Source organism: Pseudomonas lundensis (genome assembly GCF_002269125.1).
GTDB lineage: Bacteria > Pseudomonadota > Gammaproteobacteria > Pseudomonadales > Pseudomonadaceae > Aquipseudomonas > Aquipseudomonas lundensis_A.
In genome coordinates, this window is record NZ_NQKI01000022.1 from 37254 (window position 1) to 58790 (window position 21537).

General features: G+C 58.3%; 25 protein-coding genes. 11 read left to right on the forward strand and 14 right to left on the reverse strand.

Annotated elements, in window-relative coordinates; genetic code table 11:
• Positions 1–6: 6 nt before the first annotated feature.
• The gene (locus CJF39_RS14465) at positions 7–393 is read right to left on the reverse strand and encodes a thioredoxin family protein (RefSeq protein ID WP_170046129.1); all 387 of its coding nucleotides are present in this window, start codon (positions 391–393) and stop codon (positions 7–9) included.
• On the opposite strand from CJF39_RS14465, the gene CJF39_RS14470 reads away from it, so the two are divergent.
• Entirely contained in the window at positions 392–838 is a 447-nt protein-coding gene (locus CJF39_RS14470) for a PilZ domain-containing protein (RefSeq protein WP_094994032.1), read from the forward strand. The two genes, CJF39_RS14465 and CJF39_RS14470, sit on opposite strands and share 2 nt — an antisense overlap.
• Before the next feature lie 131 nt (positions 839–969).
• Positions 970–2046 carry a 3-deoxy-7-phosphoheptulonate synthase gene (locus CJF39_RS14475; protein ID WP_094994072.1) on the forward strand — a complete coding sequence of 359 codons (1077 nt, stop codon included), beginning with the start codon at positions 970–972 and terminating at the stop codon, positions 2044–2046.
• 59 nt (positions 2047–2105) lie between these two features.
• Here CJF39_RS14475 and ppk2 read toward each other — a convergent pair whose 3' ends face one another.
• The 3 genes from ppk2 to CJF39_RS14490 all read right to left on the reverse strand — a co-directional run bounded on the left by ppk2 (position 2106) and on the right by CJF39_RS14490 (position 4399).
• A complete protein-coding gene (gene ppk2 / locus CJF39_RS14480) occupies positions 2106–3275 on the reverse strand; it encodes a polyphosphate kinase 2 (protein ID WP_094994033.1) in 1170 nt (389 codons plus the stop codon).
• Between the two features lie 174 nt (positions 3276–3449).
• Positions 3450–3956, reverse strand: coding sequence for a macro domain-containing protein (locus CJF39_RS14485; protein ID WP_094994034.1), 507 nt, complete (start codon positions 3954–3956; stop codon positions 3450–3452).
• Between the two features lie 161 nt (positions 3957–4117).
• Complete coding sequence (locus CJF39_RS14490; RefSeq protein ID WP_094994035.1) at positions 4118–4399, reverse strand: GNAT family N-acetyltransferase; 282 nt, start codon at positions 4397–4399, stop codon at positions 4118–4120.
• 482 nt (positions 4400–4881) lie between these two features.
• Here CJF39_RS14490 and oprI point away from each other — a divergent pair, with 482 nt between their 5' ends.
• Positions 4882–5133 carry an outer membrane lipoprotei OprI gene (oprI, locus tag CJF39_RS14495; RefSeq protein ID WP_003172710.1) on the forward strand — a complete coding sequence of 84 codons (252 nt, stop codon included), beginning with the start codon at positions 4882–4884 and terminating at the stop codon, positions 5131–5133.
• Positions 5134–5256: 123 nt separating this feature from the next.
• Here oprI and CJF39_RS14500 read toward each other — a convergent pair whose 3' ends face one another.
• The 3 genes from CJF39_RS14500 to CJF39_RS14510 all read right to left on the reverse strand — a co-directional run bounded on the left by CJF39_RS14500 (position 5257) and on the right by CJF39_RS14510 (position 7379).
• Complete coding sequence (locus CJF39_RS14500; protein ID WP_094994036.1) at positions 5257–6312, reverse strand: L,D-transpeptidase family protein; 1056 nt, start codon at positions 6310–6312, stop codon at positions 5257–5259.
• A gap of 109 nt (positions 6313–6421) precedes the next feature.
• Positions 6422–6715: a hypothetical protein gene (locus CJF39_RS14505; protein ID WP_003446817.1), complete on the reverse strand. Its 294-nt coding sequence runs from the start codon at positions 6713–6715 to the stop codon at positions 6422–6424.
• A 58-nt stretch (positions 6716–6773) separates the two neighbouring features.
• On the reverse strand, positions 6774–7379 hold the full coding sequence (locus tag CJF39_RS14510; RefSeq protein WP_094994037.1) for an arylesterase: 606 nt from the start codon (positions 7377–7379) through the stop codon (positions 6774–6776).
• 10 nt (positions 7380–7389) lie between these two features.
• Here CJF39_RS14510 and CJF39_RS14515 point away from each other — a divergent pair, with 10 nt between their 5' ends.
• From CJF39_RS14515 to CJF39_RS14530, 4 genes are all read left to right on the forward strand, one after another.
• On the forward strand, positions 7390–8073 hold the full coding sequence (locus tag CJF39_RS14515) for an ABC transporter ATP-binding protein (protein WP_094994038.1): 684 nt from the start codon (positions 7390–7392) through the stop codon (positions 8071–8073).
• On the forward strand, positions 8073–10577 hold the full coding sequence (locus tag CJF39_RS14520; protein ID WP_094994039.1) for an ABC transporter permease: 2505 nt from the start codon (positions 8073–8075) through the stop codon (positions 10575–10577). Before CJF39_RS14515 ends, CJF39_RS14520 begins: the two co-directional genes overlap by 1 nt.
• 34 nt (positions 10578–10611) lie before the next feature.
• Positions 10612–11109, forward strand: a complete 498-nt coding sequence (greB, locus tag CJF39_RS14525; protein WP_094994040.1) for a transcription elongation factor GreB — start codon at positions 10612–10614, stop codon at positions 11107–11109.
• Positions 11110–11219: 110 nt separating this feature from the next.
• Positions 11220–12077, forward strand: coding sequence for a hypothetical protein (locus CJF39_RS14530; protein WP_094994041.1), 858 nt, complete (start codon positions 11220–11222; stop codon positions 12075–12077).
• Between the two features lie 46 nt (positions 12078–12123).
• On the opposite strand, the gene CJF39_RS14535 is transcribed toward CJF39_RS14530, so the two are convergent.
• The 3 genes from CJF39_RS14535 to CJF39_RS14545 form a co-directional block, all read right to left on the reverse strand.
• Positions 12124–12432: a hypothetical protein gene (locus tag CJF39_RS14535; RefSeq protein WP_094994042.1), complete on the reverse strand. Its 309-nt coding sequence runs from the start codon at positions 12430–12432 to the stop codon at positions 12124–12126.
• 284 nt (positions 12433–12716) lie between these two features.
• The gene (locus tag CJF39_RS14540; RefSeq protein WP_094994043.1) at positions 12717–13154 is read right to left on the reverse strand and encodes a DoxX family protein; all 438 of its coding nucleotides are present in this window, start codon (positions 13152–13154) and stop codon (positions 12717–12719) included.
• A 103-nt stretch (positions 13155–13257) separates the two neighbouring features.
• Positions 13258–14676 (reverse strand): transglycosylase SLT domain-containing protein, encoded by a 1419-nt coding sequence (locus CJF39_RS14545; RefSeq protein ID WP_094994044.1) that lies wholly within the window; start codon positions 14674–14676, stop codon positions 13258–13260.
• 237 nt (positions 14677–14913) lie between these two features.
• Here CJF39_RS14545 and CJF39_RS14550 point away from each other — a divergent pair, with 237 nt between their 5' ends.
• From CJF39_RS14550 to CJF39_RS14560, 3 genes are all read left to right on the forward strand, one after another.
• On the forward strand, positions 14914–15726 hold the full coding sequence (locus CJF39_RS14550; protein WP_094994045.1) for a TatD family hydrolase: 813 nt from the start codon (positions 14914–14916) through the stop codon (positions 15724–15726).
• Between the two features lie 123 nt (positions 15727–15849).
• Entirely contained in the window at positions 15850–17331 is a 1482-nt protein-coding gene (locus tag CJF39_RS14555) for a methyl-accepting chemotaxis protein (protein ID WP_094994046.1), read from the forward strand.
• Between the two features lie 99 nt (positions 17332–17430).
• Positions 17431–17685, forward strand: coding sequence for a terminase (locus CJF39_RS14560; RefSeq protein WP_094994047.1), 255 nt, complete (start codon positions 17431–17433; stop codon positions 17683–17685).
• On the opposite strand, the gene CJF39_RS14565 is transcribed toward CJF39_RS14560, so the two are convergent.
• From CJF39_RS14565 to CJF39_RS14575, 3 genes are all read right to left on the reverse strand, one after another.
• Positions 17686–18483 (reverse strand): acyl-CoA thioesterase, encoded by a 798-nt coding sequence (locus CJF39_RS14565; RefSeq protein ID WP_094994048.1) that lies wholly within the window; start codon positions 18481–18483, stop codon positions 17686–17688.
• A 76-nt stretch (positions 18484–18559) separates the two neighbouring features.
• Positions 18560–19327, reverse strand: coding sequence for a CHAD domain-containing protein (locus tag CJF39_RS14570; protein WP_094994049.1), 768 nt, complete (start codon positions 19325–19327; stop codon positions 18560–18562).
• A 26-nt stretch (positions 19328–19353) separates the two neighbouring features.
• On the reverse strand, positions 19354–19632 hold the full coding sequence (locus tag CJF39_RS14575; protein WP_047274136.1) for a hypothetical protein: 279 nt from the start codon (positions 19630–19632) through the stop codon (positions 19354–19356).
• A 153-nt stretch (positions 19633–19785) separates the two neighbouring features.
• On the opposite strand from CJF39_RS14575, the gene CJF39_RS14580 reads away from it, so the two are divergent.
• Entirely contained in the window at positions 19786–20826 is a 1041-nt protein-coding gene (locus CJF39_RS14580; RefSeq protein WP_094994050.1) for a patatin-like phospholipase family protein, read from the forward strand.
• On the opposite strand, the gene CJF39_RS14585 is transcribed toward CJF39_RS14580, so the two are convergent.
• Positions 20823–21512 (reverse strand): response regulator, encoded by a 690-nt coding sequence (locus tag CJF39_RS14585; RefSeq protein WP_094994051.1) that lies wholly within the window; start codon positions 21510–21512, stop codon positions 20823–20825. The two genes, CJF39_RS14580 and CJF39_RS14585, sit on opposite strands and share 4 nt — an antisense overlap.
• Between the last annotated feature and the right edge of the window lie 25 nt (positions 21513–21537).

Below are 21537 nucleotides of genomic sequence, written 5' to 3' on the forward strand. Positions count from 1 at the left end.
ACCGGTTCAAGGCAGTTCGTCCGGTTCCGTCATCAAGGCCAGCCGGATGTGATGCGCCAGCTCGCCTTCACTCAAACGCGATTTCAATTCGCCATAACATTGGCCGTCCCGCACCACAAACAGTGTCGGCAAATGGAAAATCCCATAGCGCTGCACCAAGCCACCGTTATCGCCTGCGTCAATCCAGCACAGCCGGTCAACGGGCAGCACCATCGCGGGCAACATTTGGCGGGCGACTCGACAGCTCGAACACCCGGCGCCAGTGAATATCACCAGTGAGGTACCGGGCAGTTCCAGCAAATGCCGGTCCGCATCAAAATCTGTCAGTTCCATTTCACCCACTATACTGAGGCAAACAATATCAAAGTGCTGGCACTTGGAGTGTGCGTTCATGGGTCGCTTTTTACCCCACCCAGATGATATTCCCGCTGAGATTACGCCACGCGAACAACCCGCCCTTTCACGCCAGAAGCTGCACTCTATCAGCCTTGGCGGCGTTTCATGCAACAGCGATCGAGGCTGGAAGCGTGGAGCAGCCGTCGACATTCACATGCCTACCCTGGGTCTGGATGCACATTACGCGGGCTACATCGCCTGGTGCGAAAAACGTGCACAGGGCTACCGTGTTGGCATTACCTTTACCGATGCCTCGACGCTATTTGGCGCACGGATGGGCGAACAGGTGTGTCAGATCGAACACTTTTACCGCTTGCAGCGATTACAAAACCCGCAGGTAGACAACATAGAAGCACTGGCGCTGGAATGGATCAGCCTCAATGCTGTGGAGTTCTCTCAAGCCACCCTGGAGCGCGCGCTGGGTCAACCGGCACTGGATTAAACCTGCGTGTGCCCATTGTCGGATAACCGCTTTACGCGTTAAGGTTCGGCTCCCCGTTGCGCTCAATCATGCTGTGCTCCGCCGCACGGGGATCGCTGGCGGCCGGCACCCGTGACCTGACGAGTAACACGATGGCTGATTTACCGATCGACGACCTAAACGTTGCCTCCAACGAAACCCTGATCACACCTGAACAGCTCAAGCGCGAGATGCCTCTGCGTGAAACTGCGTTGCAGACTGTGACCAAAGGCCGTGAGGTGATTCGCAACATCCTGGATGGCAAAGACCATCGACTGTTCGTTGTCATCGGGCCTTGCTCGATCCACGATATCAAGGCTGCCCACGAATACGCCGAGCGCCTCAAGGCCCTCGCCGCTGAAGTCAGCGATACGCTGTACTTGGTCATGCGGGTGTATTTTGAAAAACCACGCACCACCGTCGGCTGGAAAGGCCTGATCAACGACCCGTACCTGGATGACTCGTTCAAGATCGAAGACGGTCTGCACATCGGGCGTAAACTGTTGCTCGACCTGGCTGAAATGGGCCTGCCGACTGCGACTGAAGCGTTGGACCCAATCTCCCCGCAATACCTGCAAGACCTGATCAGCTGGTCGGCCATTGGTGCCCGCACCACCGAATCGCAAACCCACCGCGAAATGGCTTCCGGCTTGTCTTCGGCCGTTGGCTTCAAGAACGGCACCGATGGTGGCCTGACGGTAGCGATCAACGCCTTGCAATCAGTTTCCAGCCCGCACCGCTTTCTGGGTATCAATCAGGAAGGCGGCGTCTCGATTGTCACCACCAAAGGCAACGCATACGGCCACGTCGTACTGCGCGGCGGCAACGGCAAGCCGAACTACGACTCCGTGAGCGTCGCCCTGTGCGAGCAGGCGCTGACCAAAGCGAAAATTCGCCCGAACATCATGGTCGATTGCAGCCACGCCAACTCCAACAAAGACCCGGCCTTGCAGCCACTGGTCATGGAAAACGTGGCCAATCAGATCGCCGAAGGCAATCAGTCGATTATCGGCCTGATGGTCGAAAGCCATTTGAACTGGGGCTGCCAGGCCATCCCTAAAAACCTTGAAGATTTGCAATACGGTGTGTCGATTACCGATGCGTGCATCGACTGGGCAAGCACCGAGAGCACCCTGCGCAGCATGCGTGCCAAGCTCAAGGATGTTCTGCCTAAACGTGCTCGCGGCTAACCACCGCCACGGCTGAACCTGCAGGGGCGCACCCGCTCCTGCAGGAGCTTTACACCGTTCTACAACGGAATCGAAGCCCGGCGTTCGCCGCGCTCATACACCACGTTGGCGCGTCCCACGATCAAAGGATCAAGCGCACCGATACCTTTCAAATCCTTATCGGCATACGGCAACTTGTGCAGTACATAGCGCATGGCGCTCAACCGCGCGCGCTTCTTGCAATTGGACTTGATCACGGTCCAGGGTGCATCCGAGGTATCGGTGTACGAGAACATGCCTTCCTTGGCCTTGGTGTAATCGTCCCACTTGTCCAGAGACGCCAGATCGATCGGGCTGAGTTTCCAGTGTTTAAGCGGATGTTTCTCGCGTTCTTTAAAACGTCGACGCTGCTCATCCCGGCTGACTGAAAACCAGAACTTGATCAGGTGGACGTTACTGCGCACCAGCATGCGTTCGAAATCCGGTGTCTGGCGCATGAACTCCAGGTATTCATCGTCCGAACAGAAGCCCATCACCCGCTCAACGCCAGCGCGGTTGTACCAGCTTCGGTCAAACATCACGATTTCACCTGCTGTGGGCAAATGCTGAACATAGCGCTGGAAATACCATTGGCCACGCTCTACTTCGCTGGGTTTCTCCAGCGCGACAATTCGCGCACCCCGAGGGTTGAGGTGTTCCATGAAACGCTTGATCGAACCGCCCTTGCCCGCCGCATCCCGCCCTTCGAACAGAATGACGACTTTCTGGCCAGTTTCCTTGACCCAGGCTTGTAGCTTGAGCAGTTCAACTTGCAGGCGATATTTCTCGCGCTCGTAGTTACGGCGCGACATCAGGTTCTTATAGGGGTAATTGCCTTTGCGCCAATCCGGTGCCAATTGATCGTCCGGGTGCAGGGGGCGCTGGTGAAACACCGACTCGCTTTCCTGACTCAGCAACGCATTGCGCAACACCACCGCATCGTCGGGAGACATGCCCGACATCAAGGTGCCCAAGGTCTGGATAAGCCCCTGCGTATCGCCCTGCGGAATTTGCTGAAGGATGTCTTTGACCGCCGCACTGGTCGCTGCCTGGCGCGACTGAATTTTATCTTCGACTACATGCCGCTGAAGTTGCGCCGGGCTCTGCGTCGGAGCGACATCACCGGACTGGGCGCGGCGTGGGCGGACGCTGCGTGGCGCTTTTTTGGCTGCGGGCTTTACAGAAGCAGTGCGAGTGACCACATCGGTCATGAGATTTCCTTAAATGAACGGCGGATGATTCAAATAAATACAGCATCTGTCACCCAACACCCTAGACACAGATCAAAAACCTTCCGATCAGATTCGCAGCAAACGCAGGCACCCCGCGAGAACGACATACTCGCGGGGTGCAGGTTGTGCGTTTTAAACGTGAGCGCCGCGACGTTAACCCAGTTGCTCGTCCGCTTTTATACCCTTGCGATAGACCTCATACACGATGACATCAGCGTTGAGTTCGCCCAGGTACTTTTCAATCAGAGGCTTGACGTCTTGCCATTCCAGCCCGCCGACGCCGGTGGCCAGACGCGGTAACGCCACGCTTTTGATGTGCTCGTCAGTCACATACCGGGCCAGTTCCCGCAAGGCATGCCCGACGTTTTTCAGGGTTGCCTTGCCGGGCTTGGCGGCATGACCGGCGTGTAGGGAGTCTTGAGTCAACAGGTTCACAATGCTGCGCACCCCACCCTTGTCATCCACACCCGACCAGCACCAGATCTCACCGGGCTGCGGTGCCTTGCTGTGGGCAGCGTGACGATAGTCCGCCACCAGGGATGGCCAACGCTCACGCAGAGCCAGCGCCAGGCCGGTATCGAAAGGATCCTGAGGCGCAATGCCGTGAGCAATCACCTGCGCTTGACTCAGTAAAATGTCGCCTTCGACTTCACGGATCATATGCGTTCTCTCCACAGTCAATAATCCGGGCTCGGCAACGCGCCTCCCCCGCCTGATTCCAGACTAAGCGAGGGGGTCAGTGTTCACGTTGATTCAGGTCAATAGCGGCAAGAAGGGCGTCGAGTGACGCCCGGGGTGGCGGGCAGCGAGCATAAAAGGGATCACAGTTTGGCTGGAGTACGTTTGTGGCGTTCCATATAACGCTCCACGTAAGAACATGAAGGAATTACGTCATAGCCCATCTTCTCGGCGTAATCGAGTGCTTCTTCAGTCAATGCGGCAGCAATTCCGCGACCACGCAGGGCGTTGGGAACAAAGGTGCGGTAGATATCCAGAGTCTGCTTGCCCAGATCCATGTAGGTCAGGTAAGCACGATGACCGTCGACAGTGGTCTCAAACTGGTGACCTGCCTGGTCATGGTGGATGGACAACGCCTCGCTCATCATTACTCCTCGCGGGTCTTGAACCGTGACCCCTACCTTACTGTTGTTTTTCCGCCGAGGGAACCACTGCGCACCAAGCGTTGACCTTGCGCAGTAGCAAGATGCCAGCCTGTGTAAAGCGTAGTCAAACTCGAGATAAACGCTCGCTAAACTCGACCTGACCGAAGCGTCTCTCGCTCAGCCTCATGCCAGTCCATTGAACATTTTGCGGAATGTTGAAGCTATGACGAGAATCCGGCGCTAAAGTCACTTGAAACCTGACACCCTATCCCCACATAGGGCGATGTGCTTAGTGCGTCAAACCGACTGTTTTACAAGCACAATCTGTTAAAGCTAGCCCATGGCCAGTCATTACCAATTATTTTTTTTGGTTCTTGCGCTAGGTCAGTTTACTTACTACAAGTAATGGGTAGTATGTACGCCGGCTGTTTCCTCATGTTGAAGGAGCAGCTTCAATTAGAAAGTCCTTGAAGGGGAACACGATGAACAACGTTCTGAAATTCTCTGCTCTGGCATTGGCCGCAGTTCTGGCTACCGGTTGCAGCAGCGTATCTAAAGAAACTGAAGCCCGTCTGACTGCAACTGAAGATGCAGCAGCACGTTCCCAGGCTCGTGCTGACGAAGCCTACCGTAAAGCTGACGAAGCGCTGGCTGCTGCTCAAAAAGCACAACAGACTGCTGATGAAGCTAACGAACGTGCTCTGCGCATGCTTGAAAAAGCAAGCCGCAAGTAATAGTCCTTCGGGGCTGTTACCAGCCGACCCATTTTATGGGTCGGTTTTTTTTGCCTGAGATATTTTCAACAGGCAAAAAAAAGCCGCCGCAATCACCGACTGCGGCGGCTTTTTAGTGATCGATTACTGCACGTAATCGAGCGACTGGCCCTGCGGCTCTTCACTTAGGCCAGGAACTTGCGGCACTACAGCAGTGCTGATTCCAATTTCGGCGGGTACACCCGTTTCTGCCACCACAACAGGGAACGCTTTTTCCTTGTCGATCTGAATAGTGTCTTCAAGCGCTTTGTGCTTGAGCACAAAGTTCATGAAACCAGCCCACTTTTGCTCTTTGTCTTCTTGCGTCAAATGCGACTTGTCGCTCTTGGCGAGCAGAGAACCGTCTTTGACGTTTAAGGGCTCGTGCACTTCCAGGTATACCTTGCCGCCACTTACACCCATCTTGTAGGGCTCGTTGATGATGCGAACAGGCGTTCCCACCGGCACCAGTTGCGACATTTGCAAGACGTTCTTGTTCAGCATGCGGAAACAGCCGTGGCTAGTGCCGGTGCCAATACCAAACTTGGCATTGGACCCATGGATCAGGTAACCCGGCATGCCCAGCGTAAACTTGAAAGGCCCCAGAGGGTTGTCTGGGCCGGCTGGCACCACGTTGGGCAACGGATCACCATTGCGGGCGTGTTCGGCCTTGATCGACGCGGGAGGCGTCCAGGTCGGGTTCGGTGTCTTGGCGGTGATGCGGGTCTGGCCCACTGGCGACCCCCAGCCCTCACGACCAATGCCCAGCGGAAAGGTATACACCTTGTTTTGATCCTTGGGGTAGTAATACAACCGGTATTCGGCCAGGTTGATCACGATCCCTTCCCGCTTGCCGGGCGGCAGGATGAACTGCGTCGGTAACACGATATCGGTGTCCACCAGCGTGCCGTCGGGATTCTTTTTGACCGGCAACCAGGCATCGATGCCCGGGTTGGCGGCAATCATCTCTGAATAGCCCAGCTCATGCTCATTGCCCAGATCTGCGAAAGAGTCTTCGTAGCGGCCCTTGATGATTTGTACTTGCCCGACCACGTCTTCACCGGGCGGCGGCAACGGAAATTCAAGAGCAGCAACAGGGCCTGCCACACACAGTGCGGCAACTGACAGACAACGGGTGACGGCAGGTAGGCGCGACAACATCCGGAACATCCTTCGCATAATCAACGGGGGACAAAAAGGGGAAAGTGTACACGCAGCCTGCCGGGTTCAGGAGGCGGCGTACCTCGCAAAAATGGTCAGACGAGGTAGATCATAGTTCAAAGCGCAATTCAGGCCAGATCGGCTCGGTGCCACGGCGCTGCGATTCAATGATTGCGCGGCACAGCGGACACAGACGGTGGTCTTGAAATACCTTGCGCGTCACGTCCGACCAGCGCGGCTGCGCAGGCAGCAACGAGCCGCATAACGTACGGTCGATGGTGCCTCCCAGCTCCAATTGACGCGTCACCAGATGCACCCGTACCTCCTGGCAGGCGAACAAATCGAGCTGTTCGTCAGGCTCGATCAGTTGATAGGCATATAAAGACCAGGCAGGACGCGACATCGGGGGCTCCAAATCGGGGGGGCGCCACCTTAGCCGAAACGCTGCGACTAGAAAAGCATCAAAGCAACGGTTTTAGCACAGGCCACACATTATCCAGCAGACGCTTCTGTGCAGCGGCTGCAGGGTGCAAGCCATCTGCCTGCATCCACTGGGGATTGCCCCCGACGCCCTCAAGGAAAAACGGCACCAGCGCGATCTGTTTTTCAGCAGCCAGCTGCGTATAAACCTCGGCGAAGGCGTCGGTGTAACGTTTGCCATAATTGGGTGGCAACTTCATTCCTAACAGCAGCACCTTGGCGCCCGCGGTTTTGGCGCTATCGATCATACCGGCAAGATTTTGTTTCAATTGAGCCGGCAACTGACCGCGCAAGCCGTCATTACCCCCCAATTCGACAATCACCACATCCGGTTTATGCTCTGTAAGCAGCGCAGGCAAACGCGCAAGACCGCCCGCACTGGTATCACCACTGATAGACGCATTGACCACCTGATCGGGGTGACCTTCCTGTGCAAGTCGCTGCTCAAGCAAAGACACCCAGCCCAGCCGGGTATCCAGGCCGAAACCCGCGCTGATACTATCGCCGACGATCAAAATTGTTCCCGCCGCTGCGTTCTGCGCCATGCACATCAGGGCCAGAGCAGCACTTAAAAACCACACACGCATCGGATTCTCCATGGGCGAACGTATTCTCACCGCGCAGAACCTTAGCAAAGTGGTACCCAGCGCGGAAGGCGAGTTAATCATCCTTCACCCGCTGAACCTCGAACTGCGTCAAGGCGACAGCCTGGCCATCGTCGGCGCATCCGGCTCTGGCAAATCCACACTGCTGGGATTATTGGCCGGGCTCGACCTGCCCAGTGCAGGCGAAGTCATCCTCGCAGGGCGCGCGTTGAGCACCTTGGACGAAGACCAGCGCGCCAGGGTTCGCGCCGAACATGTCGGCTTTGTGTTTCAGTCCTTTCAACTGCTCGACAGCCTTAACGCACTGGAAAACGTCATGTTGCCGATGGAGCTGGAAGGCCGCAAAGATGCCCGCGAACACGCCCGCCACCTGTTGGAGCGCGTCGGACTGGGTCAGCGCCTGAGCCATTCACCGCGCCAACTGTCCGGCGGGGAACAGCAACGCGTGGCCATCGCCCGCGCGTTCGCCGCCGAACCCGACGTGTTGTTCGCTGATGAACCCACCGGCAACCTCGACAGTCACACGGGTGAGCGCATCACCGATTTACTCTTTGAGCTCAATCAAGAGCGTGGCACCACGCTGGTGCTGGTGACTCACGACGAACGCCTGGCACACCGCTGCCGGCGCCTGATCCGCCTTGAAGCCGGCCAGTTGGTCGGCCCTCTGGAGCCTTGATGGCACGTTTGCCCCTGCTACGCCTGTTGAGCCTTGCCATCCGCCAGCTGCTGCGCGATGCGCGGGCAGGCGAACTGCGCGTTCTGTTCTTCGCCCTGCTGGTGGCGGTGGCGGCGAGTACCGCCATCGGTTATTTCGGTGCGCGCCTGAACGGCGCAATGCTGCTGCGAGCCACAGAGTTCCTTGGCGCCGATCTGGTACTCGATGGCACCTCCCCCGCTCGTGACGAACAGGTTCGGTTAGGGAAGGAATTGGGCCTTAAACACGCGCGGATCGTAGAGTTCTCCAGCGTGATTGCCACCGACAACGGTATTCAACTGTCCAGCATCAAGGCCGCAGACGATGCCTATCCCTTACGCGGCGAACTGAAAAGCGCAGCACAACCTTACGCTCAAGAGCAGCCCGGCGGCGGCCCGAAACCGGGTGAGGCCTGGGCCGAATCACGCCTGCTGACAGCACTGGACCTCAAGGTCGGTGATCCGATCGAGGTGGGTTCAAAAACGGTGCGCATCACCCGCGTTCTGACTTACGAACCCGACCGGGCTGGCAATCTTTACAGCCTGACCCCACGGGTACTCATCAACCTGGATGACTTGGACGCCACCGGCATCGTACAGCCCGGTAGCCGGGTCAATTTCCGCGAGCTGTGGAGCGGCGAAGCACCCGCGCTGGCGTCCTATCGCCAAGTCATACAGCCCGGACTCGATGCCAACCAACGTTTGCTGGACGCTCGCGACGGCAATCAGCAAATCGGCGGCGCGTTGGGCAAGGCCGAGCGCTACCTGAACATGGCCAGTCTGGTCGCCGTATTGCTGGCGGGCGTTGCCGTGGCACTGTCGGCCACCCGTTTTGCCAATCGCCGCTTCGATGCCAGCGCGCTGCTGCGCTGCCTGGGGTTGTCCCGCCGCGAAACGCTAATCCTGTTTGCCCTGCAGCTCACCGTGCTCGGGTTGCTGGCCAGTGTGGCAGGCGCGTTGACGGGCTGGCTCGCGCAGCTTGGTTTGTTCGCCTTGCTCCATGATTTATTGCCCGCCGACGTACCGCCGGGCGGCCTGCTACCTGCCCTTGCCGGCATGGGAACCGGGCTGGTGGCGCTGGCAGGTTTCGCCTTGCCGCCGCTGGCCGCGCTGGGACGAGTGCCTCCGCTGCGGGTGTTGCGTCGCGACCTGCTGCCCATCCCCGCCAGCACCTGGAGCATCTATGGCGCGGCCCTGCTCGCGCTTGGGCTGATCATGTGGCGCATGAGCCTTGATCTGGTCCTGACATTTGCCCTGCTGGGTGGCGGTATTCTGGCCGCACTGGGTTTGGGCGGCTTGTTGCTAATGGGCCTGCAAAGTCTGCGCCGTCTATTGGCGGGCGCCTCGTTACCGTGGCGACTCGGGCTGGGACAACTGCTGCGCCACCCGCTGGCGGCCGCCGGTCAAGCCTTGGCGTTCGGGCTGATTCTGCTGTCGATGGCGCTGATTGCCCTGTTACGCGGGGAACTGCTGGACACGTGGCAAAACCAACTCCCCAAAGACGCGCCCAATTACTTTGCGCTTAACATCCTGCCTGCTGACAAAGACGCTTTTGGGGCGCGACTGATGCAACTGCAAGCCAAGGCCGCGCCGCTTTATCCCGTCGTACCGGGTCGCTTGATCAGCATCAATGGTGAAGCCGTGCAGGGCCTCGTAAGCAAGGACTCCAGCGGCGACAAAGCCATTCAACGCGACTTGAGCCTGACCTGGGCGGCCAACCTGCCCGCGGGCAATCAATTGACAGCGGGCCAATGGTGGACCCAACAACCCGGCGACGGCATTCCCGGCGTTTCGGTCGAGGCCAAAGTGGCCCAAAGCCTCAAACTGAAACTGGGTGACCACCTGACCTTCAGCGTCGGCGGTGCCCGGCGTGAAGCACAAGTCACCAGCCTGCGCAGCATCAACTGGGACAATTTCCAACCCAACTTCTTCATGATCTTCCAGCCTGGCACTTTGCAGGACTTGCCGGCCACCTACCTCACCAGTTTCTATCTGGCGCCGGGCCATGACCGGGAAATCATCGAACTGTCCCGCCGTTTCCCGGCGGTGACGATTTTGCCCATTGAAGCCCTGTTGGCCCAACTGCGCAGCATCCTTGCGCAAGTCACCATCGCAGTCGAATACGTGCTGTTGTTTGTGCTGGCAGCCGGTATGGCGGTGCTGTTTTCTGGCTTGCAATCCACCCTGGACGAACGCATCCGCCAGGGCGCTTTGCTCCGTGCACTGGGGGCCCAGCGCACGCTGTTAATCAAGGCGCGCCGGATCGAGTTTGGCCTGCTCGGCGCCACCAGCGGGTTACTCGCCGCCATCGGCGCCGAACTGGTCAGTCTGGTGCTGTACCGCTTTGCGTTCGATCTGCCATGGCACCCGCACCCGTGGCTATTGTTGCTGCCAGTGGCGGGCGCCTTGATGGTGGGTGCCGCAGGTGTCTTCGGTACACGCAAAGCCCTCAATACCAGCCCGCTGACAGTGCTGCGCGAGGGCTGATAGACTCGCGACCTTCTCCCCCAATGGATTGCCCATGAGCCGCTATCGCCCACCACGCCCTGCTGGCACCGCGCTGATCACTCCCGAAGGTGAAGCGCGGATGCGGGCCGAGCTGCACGAGTTGTGGCACGTGCGTCGTCCCCAGGTCACGCAATCTGTCAGCGAGGCCGCAGCGCAGGGCGATCGCTCTGAAAACGCCGAATATACGTACGGCAAAAAGATGCTGCGTGAAATCGACAGCCGTGTGCGATTCCTGACCAAGCGTCTCGAAAGTCTCAAAGTGGTAAGTGACAAGCCCAGCGATCCTAATAAGGTGTATTTCGGTGCTTGGGTCACGATTGAGGATGAAGACGGCAAACACGCGCGCTACCGCATTGTCGGCCCGGATGAACTGGATTTGAAACAGGGGTTGATCAGCATCGACTCACCACTGGCCCGCGCATTAATCGGCAAGCCGCTGGATGCTCAAGTGCAAGTCCAGACCCCTACCGGCGAACAATGGGTGTGTATCGTGGCGATCGACTACCCCTGATGTAAAGCGCCTGCTAAAGATGTAGCCACATATGTATTAGCCGTTCATCCAATCATTCCAGTTCTATGCTCAGGTTAATCAACCAACGGTCATTCAAGGAGTGAAAGACCATGAGCACGAAGAACAACCGTTACTGGATGAGTGACGTTCCCGGCCTACAGCATTTGCATATTGGCGAACTCATATTGCCAGGCAGCCATGACTCCGGGAGCGACAAGGAAGCGCCCAACTTCCAGTGGCCACAAGCGATTACCCAAGACGTATCCCCCAAGAAACAGCTGGAGCATGGCATCCGGGCACTGGACTTAAGGGTGGCGTTCTACGCCAAGTACCCAGTCGCAGACGCGCGACGCTTTCAGTTATTCCACGGCACATCATCGGGCCGTACAGTCGAGCACGACATCCTGCAGATGCTCAGGCAATTCTACGCAGACAAACAATCGCAAAAAGAAATCGTTGTGCTGGATTTCCATGAGTTCCGGGACTTCACACCCCAAGCCCACGAAGAGCTGCAAGCGCAAATCTCAAAGGTGCTCGGCACATTGATCATCCCGGAAAAATGCGCTCGGTTAACACTTGAGGCGCTATGGAAAGAACACCCGGGCGCAACGGTCGTGGCGGCCTACAATCACGACACTGACTCGCCGCTGCTGTGGCGAGGCGTGGACCAACGCTGGAGCGGTGAAAACCTGATATCCACCCATCACCTCAAACGCTTTATGGACAGCACGCTCGATCGGTATAAAAGCCCTTATAAACTCGTTGCCATCCAGTGCGCCAAGTATGTATTACCGCTGCATGTTCCCGATGATTTCAGTGACAAAGTCAATACCTGGTTCAAATCGGACAATGCAGAAAGTTATATACAACACTTTTTTATCATCAACACCGACTGGGCAACACGCAGCGAACTGGTGAATCATTGCAAACATGCCAATGAAATAAGAGCTCACCAACAGCGCTCATAAGGGTGTGCGCCAAGTAATTCATATAAAGACTTGGCGCAGAGACGCTTTAACGCAACGTAATCAGCCCTTGGCGAGAAACGCGTACCAGGTTGTGGATGACGGCCTCGGCCTGGTGTGGACGGGGTGACTGAATCACGGCCAAGTCAAAGCTGTCATTGGCAAACCGCGCTAAAGCGTCACCCTCTTCCACAAACTGAATCAAAAACGCCGAAGCCCGACCTTTCCTGCGCGGCCAACCGTCCAGATAGCGCAACAGCGTGGGCTGATGTTTGCCACCCAGGAGGATTTTAGGATTACGAAAAGTTTGATTGGCCGTGATCGGCGCGAGACGTACAAGGGGACGTGGCTGACTCATTTATCGGGTTCTCCGCCTCAGGATTCTGCGTGGCAGGTGAGAGGCAACACCGAACCAGCGCTTTAGCGGTATTTCAAGGCCTGTTACCGGCCTCTTGGGTGATCAGTCGAACACCCGGCGCCCCGCAAGTAGCTGTTTAAATCGGCGCAAGAAAACATCCTAGATAAACCCGGTTACAGCTGTCAAGAATCACGTTCCGGGGCGATCAGCGACGCAGAGAATCAAGAACACAGGCAAGCCTGCTCGACGCGTCCTTTTGCACAAGAGCGAGCAGGCTTCATGGCTTACTTGTTGGCAATCGCCTGATCCAGTGACAGCTTGCCAGCGCCCTCGATTAAAACGGCCAACGTACCGCCCAGCAAGGCCAGCGCAAACTCATAGCCGTTGTTGGCCATGAACAGACCGTTGCTGATATGCACCGTGAAAATCGCCACCAGTAACGTGAAGGTCAGCCCCAACGCTGCAGGCCGGGCCAACAAACCGATAATTAGCGCCAGACCGCCGAAGAACTCCGTGCCGCCCGAGAGCAGTGCCATCAATGTTCCCGGCGCCAGGCCAATGCTTTCCATCCACTGCGCTGTGCCCGCCAGCCCACCGCCACCGAACCAGCCAAAGAGTTTTTGCGAACCGTGGGCAGCGAAGATGATCCCGACCAGAACGCGCAAAACAGTCAAGCCGTAGCCCGCGTGAGTCCCCAAAACGGTATGGGTGAATTTGTTCATGGTGCAGTCCTTTTGTTAATCAGGTTGGGATGTGCCGCCATACTAATCAGTTTTTAGAATGTTAATAGCCGAATAAATCCAAGATAACTATCAGTTATTTCGATTATTTTCGAAGTGCCAGCTTCGGCTCATCAGGCTCCAATGAGTCGCGCTCCCGATCGAAGGCCAAAAAGTATTTATTCACACTATTAACATAGCTGACCGCCCCCATTCCCACCTGCTCCATGGCAATGCGCTCAACCTGAAAGAACCATTGGTTGGGGTTCAACTCCCGGCGTTTAGCCTCGGCGCGCATGCCTTGCACGCGCTCGGGGCCCATGTTGTAGGCCGCCAGTACAAACGCCATGCGCTCGCGTTCATTCAACTTGGGGCTGGCAAAGAACTTGCGCCGAATCATCGCCAGGTATTTGGCCCCGGCCTGCACATTGTTGTCGACGCTTTGAATGTTGTTGACCCCCACCCGTTGCGCCGCTGAAGGAGTGATTTGCAACAATCCCATGGCCCCGTCTGAGCCTTTGGCATTGGGGTTGAGTGTGGACTCCTTGAACGCCAACGCCGCCAGATTGAGCCAGTCCATGCCCTGTTGCCGGGCATGTTTTTGCAGCACCGGACGCAATTTTTCGAGCTTCTGCCGGTCAGCCCGCGCCAGCGGGTAGTGGACGCGATACAGGCGTCGATAGACGCGCTCAAATGCCACATTCTGATCGTCAGGGACGCTGTAGGTCGTCAAGAAACGGTCGATGCTGGCCCGCAACATCGAAGCATCGCGCCGCACATACCAGCGCATGGCACCTGGCTCGCTGACCAGTACTTTGCGATCAAAGCGCAGCTTGGGCATCAACGCGGCCCAACGCTCGGCAATCGGCTGCTCGACTAACGTCAAGTGGTAGATCTTGGCTTGCACCATCTCCAGCACATCTTCCACCGCCAGGGTCGGGTCCACCCATTCGATTTTCACGGGCGGCAGTTTGCGCAACGCCAGCTTTTGATTGATCACGTTCACCGCCGCCCCCGCGGCACTGCCCGTCGTCAATGCCACAGTGCGGCCCGACAACTGCTCAAGGCGGGTGAAACGCCGCTCGCCCTTGACGCCCACGAGGATCAGCGCCACGCGATCAATGATCGGCTCGCTCGGGCTCACGGCGTGGGTCGGCTTGACATCCAGCAGCTCGCCGGGCGCCATCAAATCGCCTTCGCCACGCAGCAGCGCGCCGAGCAGTTGATCCTTGGCTTTAGGGATGATTTTGAGGGTGATTTGCTGACCATTGAGCGCATGGCCATTGAGATAACGCTCGAAAGCGCGCAACCGATGGTATTCGACACCAATCGACTGCCCTTGGACTTCGCCCGAGCTGTTGCGGCTTTGATTGACCAGCACGCGCAACACTTGACTGCTGCGAATCTGCGCCAGATCGCGGATCTGACTCGGCTGCCCGGCCTGTAATGGCCCAGGCAGGCGTGCGGTTGCCATAGCAGGCAACAGCATCAGGCACAGCGCAATCCACAGCGTCAGTCTTGTCATCCGTTCTCCGCAAAGAAGACAGCCCTTCAGCGTGCCGGAATACCCGACAACCGGTCGCCCTTTGGGGCATCAGGTGCGCTGTGAGCGGTGTGCAATTGCGCGGTTACAGCGAACCCTGTACCGGGAATTGCGCAATTGCGGCATTCAAAGACAACCATAACTCTCTGTAGTTCTTGGTTTTTCTTATTAAATCTGCAGCTCTGATATGCTTCGCGGCCTGTGGCCTGAGGTAGCACCATGCAACTCATCGATATCGGCGTCAACCTGACCAACCCCAGCTTCGACGGCAAACATGAGGCCGTTCTGGAGCGTGCCTACGCTGCAGGCGTATGCCAATTGGTGCTCACGGGCACCAGCGTTGACGGCAGCGAACAAGCCTTGCAGCTGTGCCATGAGCAGGATGAAAGTGCCTTGCGGCTGTTTTCGACGGCGGGCATACACCCGCACTCGGCCAGCGACTGGAATGCCGACAGCGCCCGGCGTTTACACGCGTTGCTCAAAGAGCCACGGGTGCTTGCGGTGGGCGAATGCGGTCTGGACTTCAACCGTGATTTTTCGCCACGCCCGCAACAGGAAAAAGTTCTGGAAGAACAGTTGGCGATGGCGGTGGACTTGCAATTGCCGGTGTTTTTGCACGAGCGCGACGCCAATCAGCGTTTGCTGGAGATCCTGCGCGACTACCGCGACCGCCTGCCTGCTGCCGTGGTGCATTGTTTCACCGGCGAACAACGGGCGCTGTTCAGTTATCTGGACCTGGATTTACACATCGGCATCACCGGCTGGATCTGCGACGAACGCCGTGGTACGCATTTGCACCCACTGGTGCGCAACATTCCTCGCGGTCGCCTGATGCTGGAGAGTGACGCGCCGTATTTACTGCCCCGCACGCTGCGCCCTAAACCCAAAAATGGCCGCAACGAACCGGCTTATCTCCCTGAAGTGCTGCGTGAAGTCGCACTGCACCGAGGTGAAACACAAGCCGATCTGGCCGCACACAGCACTGCCTGTGCCCGCACCTTTTTTAGTTTACCGGCCATCCATCACGATTAAGGCGCCGGAGGGACCGTAAGCAGGCTGGCGCCCTTGACCCACATCAACAAGATCGCCATGGTTTGGCGGCACAATGATGGCACCTTGCCAATATTGTTTCCGCCAAATCAGAGAAGACCTTCCATGGGTGCCTGGCTTAGCAACATCTCGCTCAAATACAAGTTCTGGGCCGTCAACGCGGTGGCCTTCGTCACCACGCTGTTGCTCGTCCTCTACGCCGTGCAGCTCGAACAGCAGTCGCGCAGCGACGCCGCTCAAGCCAACGCCCATGCGCAGGCACAATTGCTAAGTGCCTGGCCGCGCGGCCAAGCCTTGCCCACTGTCGACTTTTTGCTACCGATAACTCCCGGCCAAGTCCCGACGGTGGACGAACAATCCCTGCCGCAGCTCAGTGATGCCAATGGCTGGGTGTCCATCCACCACCTGCCGTTCTTTGGCGAAAATCCACTGCTGGGCGCCGAGGTCGTCACCCGCCCTGACGGTGAGCGGGTTGCCGTGCTGGCCTACGCGCCAAGCCTGGCGCACGTGTTTGTCGAGCGTCTGGCTAATTACGCCGTCGCGGTGTTCGTGCTGATGTTGGCGATGCTCTGCGCTTCGCAACTATTGATTCAGTTCTTGCTCAGCCAGCTCAATACGCTCAAGGACGTGATGTTGCACGTCGAAAAAACCGGTGACTTGTCGGCCCGCGTGCCCTTGGCCTGCACCGACGAAGTCGGGCAAATGGCCGGCGCCTTCAATGCCATGCAAGCCGGTTACCAACGTATCGTGCAGACCGTGGCCGACACCGCCGCACAACTGGATGCAGGCGCCGCGCGACTGGCCAGCAGCATGGACGAGGTGCGTCATGGCATGCTCGGCCAGCAAAGCGAAACCGATCAGGCCGCCACCGCCATCAATGAAATGTCAGCCACGGTCTATCACATTGCCCAGCACGCAGGCGCCACCCGTGACCTGTCGCAAACCGCCGACACCCTCGCCGGCAGCGGCCAGCAAGTGGTCAGCCGGGTCCAGGACTCCATCGCCAGCCTGTCCAGCGGCGTGCAGCAAACCGCCGAGATGATTCAGCAACTGGCTCAAGACAGTCAGAAAATTAACAGCGTGGTCAGCGTGATTCACAGCATTGCCGAACAGACCAACCTGCTGGCCCTCAATGCGGCGATTGAGGCTGCCCGGGCAGGCGAGATGGGGCGCGGGTTTGCCGTGGTGGCCGATGAGGTGCGCAACCTTGCCAAGCGTGTACAGGCCTCCACAGACGAAATCACCACCATGGTCTCGGCCTTGCAAGCCGGCACCCGTGATGCCGTGGACTTCATGCAGGAAAGCTCGTTCAAGGCCGACGACTGCGTGCAACAGGCGCAGGAGGCAGGCGAAGCACTGGCGGAAATTACCAGTGCCGTCGCCCAGATGCGCGAGAGCAACACCCAAATTGCAGTGGCCGCCGAACAACAAAGCCAGGTGGCTGAAGAAATGAACCGTGCCGTGGTCAGCATCCGCGACGTGACTGAAAACACCGTGCAACAAACCGTCGACTCGGCCACCACCAGCAATCAACTGGCGACCCTGGCCGGTGAGTTAAACCGGGCCATCGGTCAGTTAAAGCTATAAGGCCAATAGCCATTGTCGATTCGCCGTGCGCCTTGCACGAGCCTATTCTCTGTTCATCCGGTTCAGCCAACGCTGAACCCTTGAACAAGGAGTGCAATCATGGGCAAACGTCATCCCAACCTACCTGCCTGGCAATGGCGCTCGAACCCGCAGAGCCACGCAGGCGCCACGCATCAGGCCATTGACCTGATGGCTGTCGCATTGATGGTTGTGGCCTTTCTGCTTCTGGCCTCAGGCATTTTCAGTGGCAACGCCACCAGTGCTGTGATTGGCCTGGTGACGCTGTTTGCGGCTACCCGCCTGCAACACCAGCGTCGCAAGGCGCAGGACGGGCCACACAGTCAGGCGTTCTGATCAGCCAAACACCGTGACCGTCTGGCGGCTGATCGCAATCAAGTCGCCCTCTGGCGACCACAGATTAGCCGCCACATGGCCATAACCATCCTGCGCATGCTCGATCACAGCCAGGTATTTGCACCACTCAAGGGTGCTGATGTGAACAAGCGGCTGCACAAACTCAATGGTCCAGGTCAAGGTGCTACCGGCTGCCGGCTTGCCCAGCAACGGCAGCAAGGCCGGTGGCCAGGCATCGACCAGGGCCAGTACGTGGGTTTCGGTCAGGGGCTCGTCCTTGACCTCGCCTGCAAACCGCACCCAGCCGCCCATTTCACGCCCGCCTTTACCGGTAAACGGTAAGGCTCCCACCGCCCAACCCATCGACAAATGCCGCATGAATTCCGGTGTAATGCCTTTGATATAGGGCAACAGTGGGCAGCCCTCGACGGGTTTCATGTCCGGCGCGGGCAGGCTTTGCATGTTGACGGTCGACTCGCGTGACGCGCCGAAGCTGCCCTGCACGAGGGTCACCACTTGGCCCTGTTGCAGCACCCTGCCCAGCACCTGAGTGACGGCTTTGCCTTCACGCAGCACGTCGACTTCAAAGCTGACGGGGTCATCCGGCGCCACAGGTCCAACGAAGGTTACGGACAGCGAGCGCAAGGCACGCTGCGCAGGCACCCGCGCGCGCATGGCTTCATATTGCAAGGCCACCATCAAGCCACCAAACGTTGCGCGCCCCTGCCCCCAGTCAGCCGGGATGGTGACGGACGACGGATTATCACGGACCGCCGCAACCAATTCAGAAAACTGCATGAACACCTCGAAACCGATGATTAGGGGCGAATACTACGCACCCGACAGGCACGGCACAGCGCTTGATTCGGCCAAATCATGAGTGAAAACAGGCTGCACTCAATTTGATCAACGCCCGGTCGGCGTCCTTTTCACCACGGGCCAGGGTCTCACGCCATGCCTGGACACAGGGCTGCAGGTCCGGCTGCTGCTCGGCTTGCAGCAACCACTGCCAGGCATCGTGCCAGTCGCCCAAGGCTTTTTGCGCCACTTTGAGCCGTGCCAGTACCCTCGGCGGCAAGCAATCAAGTTCGGGATAGGCTTCGGCGGCGTAGCGCACGCGCTTGATCAAAAGGCGTACACGGTGCCGGTCATGGCCGGGATCATTCAGCGCTTTTTCGAGGGCCTGCCATTGTTTTTCAAGCACCTTTTCGATGCGTTGACGCAAACCGCGCATCAGCCCTTCGCGCTGTGCGGCCCGCAGAAAGCGCGGGAAGACGTCGAGGATCATAAGCAGTTGCGCCAATTGCGCGCTTTCGGCAACAGCGCCATAACTGCCGGCCAGCTGTGACAGCCGACGCTCAGCCAACTGCACATACCCCTGTTGGCGCAGGTACGCCGCCAGGACTTCCAGATCGCGTAATGGCGTCGTCAGGGCGCCCACTTGCGACGCCGCCATTTCCAGCTGGACCACGCCCGGCAAGCCGCGCAAGGGCCTGAGCAAACTGCGCAGGCGGCGCACCGTAGTGCGCAAATCGTGCAACGCCTCAGGGTCGGTTTCGGCCTGCAAGCGCGCCTGACAGGCCAGTAACCTGACCTCCAGACGCACAATGTTCGCCACAATCCTGTCAACCCAATCAGACATCCATCCCCTCCCCGTCCCGCACCGGCTTAACGACCTGCGCGCGACTCACGAATATAGAAACGCGCTTTCTCGGCTTTTTTCGAGCAGCCTTCAAACGCCTCGAACTGTTGTTGCGTTTTAGCCCCGGTCAGCAATGACAGGGCCTTGGAGTAACTGATAGTGCCGGCAAAACCTTCGGCCTTGGCCAGGTCCAGCTCGTGCCAGGCCGCATCCAGCTGCGTCGCGCAACTGTCACGGTAGGCCGTTTTGCCCGCACAACCGGCCAGCATCAACGCCATCAACGGCACACAGATCAGCGCTTTCATGGACATATCCTCGAACAAATAATATTAATCAGAGGCTAAGACGCAAAAGGATGCAGAAAGTGCCCCGCCCCAGCGCGCCCTCTTTGCAAGACTAGCTTGCCCATTCAGGAAAAGGCATTGCATTGTTAGCACCTTACTGCCAAGGATTGATTCATGAAAAAGCGCGTTGCGTTGGTGTTGGGCTCGGGTGGCGCCCGCGGGTATGCCCACATTGGTGTCATTGAAGAACTCGAACGCCGTGGCTACGACATCGCCTGTATTGCCGGGTGCTCGATGGGCGCCGTGGTAGGGGGCATTTACGCGGCCGGTAAGCTTGATCTGTACCGCGACTGGATTCAAAGCCTGGATTATCTCGATGTGTTGCGGCTGGTTGACGTGAGCTTTCGCCTGGGCGCCATTCGCGGCGAAAAAGTGTTCGGCCAAATCCGCAACATCGTCGGTGAAATCAACATCGAAGACTTGCGCATCCCTTACACCGCCGTGGCCACGGACCTGACCCACCAACAGGAAATCTGGTTTCAGGAAGGCTGCCTGCATCAGGCAATGCGGGCGTCAGCGGCGATCCCCAGCCTGTTTACCCCGGTGATGCAAGGCAACCGCATGCTGGTAGACGGCGGCCTGCTCAACCCGCTGCCCATCGTCCCGGTGGTCTCCAGCCATTGCGACCTGATCATCGCCGTCAACCTGAACTCCACCAGCCAAAACTGCTACCAGTTGCCCGTCATTCAACGTGCCCCGGCGTTTAAAAGCCGTTTCGACAACCTGATGAACTCCCTCGGCTCACACATGCCGTTTCGTACTAAACATGCAAACGACCTGCTGGAGCTGGAGCAAGAGCTGCTCAAGCCTGCCCCGGATGCCGCGCTCAATCCCTGGATCGAATCGTCCCGGCCCGACGGTCAGCAACCGGCCGCCGCGCCGACCCACGAAGGCGCGCCCAAGTCAGCCTCGGGCTCGTTCATCATCGACAACGTCGGCCCGGCGTCGCTGCTGGATTTGATCAACCAGAGTTTCGAAGTCATGCAGACCTCACTGGCGCAATACAAAATCGCCGGTTACCCGCCCGACATCCTGATTAACGTGCCCAAGCGGGTGTGCCGTTTTTTCGAGTTTTACAAAGCGCCCGAACTGATCGCTTTAGGCCGCGAAATTGCCAGCGACACACTGGACCGCTACGAGCGTGAAGCCCACTAAGCGTCCAGCAAACGATAGCCCACGCCCGGTTCGGTCACGATAAAGCGCGGGCAGGTCGGGTCATCTGCCAGCTTTTGTCGCAGATGACCGACCACGATGCGCAGGTAATGGCTGTTCTCCACATGGGTCGGCCCCCAAATATCCTTAAGCAATTGTTGCTGGGTAATGACCCGCCCCGGATGGCGCGCCAACTGCGCCAGCACCGCATATTCCTTGCGCGTCAGGGCGACTTCGGCACCCTCGAGCAGCACACGGCGATACGCCAGATCCACGGTCAGTGGCCCGACCTCGACCGCCGATTGTTGCAATTCACCCACGGGGATCTGGCGCAATAACGCACGGATGCGCGCCAAAAATTCCTGAATCCCGAACGGTTTGGTCACGTAATCATTGGCGCCGCCATCCAGCGCCTGGACCTTTTGCGCTTCGCTGGCCCGCACCGACAGCACCAGTACCGGCACGCCCGACCATTCGCGAAATTCGCGCAGCACCTGCTGGCCGTCCATGTCCGGCAAACCGAGATCCAGCACCAGGACATCCGGTTTTTGCAGCGCGGCCAGGCTCAAGCCTTCGGCACCCGTGGCCGCTTCCAGCACCTGGTACCCCTGAGACACCAGGCTGATACGCAAAAACTTGCGGATCTGCGGTTCGTCATCAATGACCAGAACAGTTGTGGGTTGGCTCATGGCGTGGGTTCACCGTGCGAAGAGG

Excerpts from the sequence above, each read along its gene's own strand:
- CJF39_RS14470 (WP_094994032.1), top strand. The coding sequence starts at position 392 with ATGGGTCGCTTTTTACCCCACCCAGATGATATTCCCGCTGAGATTACG.
- CJF39_RS14465 (WP_170046129.1), bottom strand. The coding sequence starts at position 393 with ATGAACGCACACTCCAAGTGCCAGCACTTTGATATTGTTTGCCTCAGT.
- CJF39_RS14475 (WP_094994072.1), top strand. The coding sequence starts at position 970 with ATGGCTGATTTACCGATCGACGACCTAAACGTTGCCTCCAACGAAACC.
- ppk2 (WP_094994033.1), bottom strand. The coding sequence starts at position 3,275 with ATGACCGATGTGGTCACTCGCACTGCTTCTGTAAAGCCCGCAGCCAAA.
- CJF39_RS14485 (WP_094994034.1), bottom strand. The coding sequence starts at position 3,956 with ATGATCCGTGAAGTCGAAGGCGACATTTTACTGAGTCAAGCGCAGGTG.
- CJF39_RS14490 (WP_094994035.1), bottom strand. The coding sequence starts at position 4,399 with ATGAGCGAGGCGTTGTCCATCCACCATGACCAGGCAGGTCACCAGTTT.
- oprI (WP_003172710.1), top strand. The coding sequence starts at position 4,882 with ATGAACAACGTTCTGAAATTCTCTGCTCTGGCATTGGCCGCAGTTCTG.
- CJF39_RS14500 (WP_094994036.1), bottom strand. The coding sequence starts at position 6,312 with ATGTTGTCGCGCCTACCTGCCGTCACCCGTTGTCTGTCAGTTGCCGCA.
- CJF39_RS14505 (WP_003446817.1), bottom strand. The coding sequence starts at position 6,715 with ATGTCGCGTCCTGCCTGGTCTTTATATGCCTATCAACTGATCGAGCCT.
- CJF39_RS14510 (WP_094994037.1), bottom strand. The coding sequence starts at position 7,379 with ATGCGTGTGTGGTTTTTAAGTGCTGCTCTGGCCCTGATGTGCATGGCG.
- CJF39_RS14515 (WP_094994038.1), top strand. The coding sequence starts at position 7,390 with ATGGGCGAACGTATTCTCACCGCGCAGAACCTTAGCAAAGTGGTACCC.
- CJF39_RS14520 (WP_094994039.1), top strand. The coding sequence starts at position 8,073 with ATGGCACGTTTGCCCCTGCTACGCCTGTTGAGCCTTGCCATCCGCCAG.
- greB (WP_094994040.1), top strand. The coding sequence starts at position 10,612 with ATGAGCCGCTATCGCCCACCACGCCCTGCTGGCACCGCGCTGATCACT.
- CJF39_RS14530 (WP_094994041.1), top strand. The coding sequence starts at position 11,220 with ATGAGCACGAAGAACAACCGTTACTGGATGAGTGACGTTCCCGGCCTA.
- CJF39_RS14535 (WP_094994042.1), bottom strand. The coding sequence starts at position 12,432 with ATGAGTCAGCCACGTCCCCTTGTACGTCTCGCGCCGATCACGGCCAAT.
- CJF39_RS14540 (WP_094994043.1), bottom strand. The coding sequence starts at position 13,154 with ATGAACAAATTCACCCATACCGTTTTGGGGACTCACGCGGGCTACGGC.
- CJF39_RS14545 (WP_094994044.1), bottom strand. The coding sequence starts at position 14,676 with ATGACAAGACTGACGCTGTGGATTGCGCTGTGCCTGATGCTGTTGCCT.
- CJF39_RS14550 (WP_094994045.1), top strand. The coding sequence starts at position 14,914 with ATGCAACTCATCGATATCGGCGTCAACCTGACCAACCCCAGCTTCGAC.
- CJF39_RS14555 (WP_094994046.1), top strand. The coding sequence starts at position 15,850 with ATGGGTGCCTGGCTTAGCAACATCTCGCTCAAATACAAGTTCTGGGCC.
- CJF39_RS14560 (WP_094994047.1), top strand. The coding sequence starts at position 17,431 with ATGGGCAAACGTCATCCCAACCTACCTGCCTGGCAATGGCGCTCGAAC.
- CJF39_RS14565 (WP_094994048.1), bottom strand. The coding sequence starts at position 18,483 with ATGCAGTTTTCTGAATTGGTTGCGGCGGTCCGTGATAATCCGTCGTCC.
- CJF39_RS14570 (WP_094994049.1), bottom strand. The coding sequence starts at position 19,327 with ATGTCTGATTGGGTTGACAGGATTGTGGCGAACATTGTGCGTCTGGAG.
- CJF39_RS14575 (WP_047274136.1), bottom strand. The coding sequence starts at position 19,632 with ATGAAAGCGCTGATCTGTGTGCCGTTGATGGCGTTGATGCTGGCCGGT.
- CJF39_RS14580 (WP_094994050.1), top strand. The coding sequence starts at position 19,786 with ATGAAAAAGCGCGTTGCGTTGGTGTTGGGCTCGGGTGGCGCCCGCGGG.
- CJF39_RS14585 (WP_094994051.1), bottom strand. The coding sequence starts at position 21,512 with ATGAGCCAACCCACAACTGTTCTGGTCATTGATGACGAACCGCAGATC.